The following is a 2,750-nucleotide window of genomic DNA, read 5'->3' on the forward strand; positions in this document are numbered from 1 at the left end:
TTTCAATATTTCAGGAGTTATTTCGTAAGGTGGTTTCATTTTGATACTATCATTTGATACTATCAAAAATAATATCATTTAATGTAAATATCTAATTTTTTACGATTTTTTTTAATTGGGTACAACGGTTTAGGCTATGTTGTCGTTGTGGAAAAATCGGTAAGATTTTTCCGCCATAGCGATTATGTTAGTAAATATACGAGGATTTTCTGAAAAAGAAAATCCGCCACAATGCAATATAGCCATTGTTAGCTAAAGTAACTTAATCAAACATAGCAGGATTTTTCAATATTATTTCGATTTAACCGATTCATTGCTCAAATCTGACCGATACAATTCTCATTCTTTTGTGTTTTTTTAAAATTCAATTTTTCAATTAGTAAGAATTAAGAATAGTAACTAAAACAATCAGAAAATCAATCTTTTGAGTTTTATTTATCAAGTTTAGGATTAATTATAAAAAGAAAACGAATTATCTAAAAAATCAATCGTTGAGAATTTTTCGGTTTAGTAGAAAAGATGAAAAGCAACTTAAAACAATCTAAAAATCATTCAAACGAGTTTGTTTTTATCGTTTAGAAGAAAATTAGCTTAGAAAACTAAAAATAAGAGAAAAACTCCCACGAAATGAAAATCAACTCAACTCAACGAATTCAACTCATTAAATTTCTCAATTTAGTAGAATGATAAAAAATTTAGTAGAATGATAAAATAGGAGAGAAGAGTTCTCAGAGAAATTCTCAGTTGAAGCAGAATTTTAGTTTTGGAAGAAAACTACTTAAAAAATTCATTCCGGAATAGTGCTCAAAATCGGACTAATTTTCAGCTTTAGTAAATCATTATTTTTGAAAGAAAATTTTTCTGCCAAGTTCTTCGCACGTTATTTTAGCTAACGGTTTAGGCTATGTTGTCGTTGTGGAAAAATCGGCAAGATTTTTCCGCCATAGCAGTTATGTTAGTAAATATACGAGGATTTTCTGAAAAAGAAAATCCGCCACAATGCAATATAGCCATTGTTAGCTAAAGTAACTTAATCAAACATAGCAGGATTTTCAATTTTAGTTCAAATTTAACCGATTCATTGCTCAAATCTGACCGATACAATTCTCATTCCTTTGTGTGTTTTTAAAATTCAATTTTTCGATTAGTAAGAATTAAGAATAGTAACTAAAAACAATCAGAAAATCAATCTTTTGAGTTTTATTTATCAAGTTTAGTATTAATTATAAAGAGAAAATGAAATATCTAAAAAAATCAATCATTGATGAATTTTTCGGTTTAGTAGAAATGATAAAAAGCAATTAAAACAATCTAAAAATCATTCAAACGAGTTCGTTTTTATCGGTTTAGAAGAAAATTAGCTTAAAAACTAAAAATAAGAGAAAACTCGTACATTTAGAAAATCTATTCAAATTTAACGGATTCAACTCATTAAATTTCTCAATTTAGCAGAATGATAAAATAGGAGAGAAGAGTTCTCAGAGAATTCTCAGCCGTAGCAGAAATTTAGTTTTAGAAGAAAAATAAATCAAAAATTCATTCCGGAATAGTGCTCAAAATCGGACTAATTTTCAGCTTTAATAAATCATTATTTTTAAATAAAAATTTCTCAGCCGAGTTCTTCGCACGTTATTTTAGCTAACGGGTTTGTATAAGATTTGTGCGACCTAAAATCCGCAGGATTTTCGGACGTTACAAATCGGTTTGTTACAATTTTTACTTTTTCAATTTTGTACTAATTTAAGCATAAATTTTATACGGTGTTAGCCACTGGCTTATAGATTTAATTTTTTAGCAATGTCATAAACAAGGGTATTAACTGTTTTAATTAATTCTTTTATTGCAACTGTGTCCGTAATAACTAATTCACCTGATTTTGTACTTCCATTTCTATGTACTAAATCATGTCTTTGTAGTACCAATTCATAAGATTTTTTTATATCAGGGAAATCGATTTTGAATGTGTCTTTATACATTTTACGGACGGTGGGTAAGTTATGATATATTGTATCAAGCATGATTCGTTTAGCAGTTTCCTCAAGTTTCTCAGATTGTTCGAATATTTCTCTCAATTCAAATTTTCTCTTTTGAAATTCTGGGTGAGATTCTATAAAATTTCTGAAATATTTTTCATTATCAAAAGTTAAATTAATGAAAACATCTGAAAGAAATGTTTCCATTGCTCCAATTATTCCAATAAATATTTGCCTATTTAATACAGTTTTGAGTTCATTAAATGGTACTCCAAGCTTTGATAATATTTCTAAATTTTCGATTTCATTTTGATACTTTTTTATAAAATCTTTGTTTTCTGTAATTGCATCAAATTGTTCATCATAATCATATTCTTGATTTAATTCCCAGGGTTCTATATAAACTCTCCGACCTTCTTCTAGTTTATTAATTTTTTCGAGAATCTCTTTGGGTGAATCTTCATAAAATTCAATTCTATAGTTATAAATTAAATTATCTTTACTTTCATTTGTTTCTATTTTGGAATCCAAACTAATAAATTCATCATAAGTAATTCCAAGAATCTTTGCTAACCTTTCATTTTCAACACGTTCTACTATTTCAATTAAATGTCTTTTTGTTTTACTCATTTTGATTTAGGCTTGTGGCTAACGGTTTAGGCTAGGGTTTCGGCGTGGAAAATGTCGGAGACTTTTCCGCTGATGAAACTTAGCCGATTAAAAGTACACCAAACTTTTGATTTAGCAAAAAAGCCACGCTGAACTTTAGCCATTGTT

General features: G+C 28.0%; 1 protein-coding gene. It reads right to left on the bottom strand.

Annotated elements, in window-relative coordinates:
* Window positions 1-1,775: 1,775 nt before the first annotated feature.
* Window positions 1,776-2,603: a hypothetical protein gene (locus HGB55_RS14660; RefSeq protein ID WP_211047408.1), complete on the bottom strand. Its 828-nt coding sequence runs from the start codon at window positions 2,601-2,603 to the stop codon at window positions 1,776-1,778.
* Between the last annotated feature and the right edge of the window lie 147 nt (window positions 2,604-2,750).

The organism is Lutibacter sp. B1, assembly GCF_012524075.1.
In the GTDB taxonomy this organism is placed as follows: Bacteria; Bacteroidota; Bacteroidia; order Flavobacteriales; family Flavobacteriaceae; genus Lutibacter.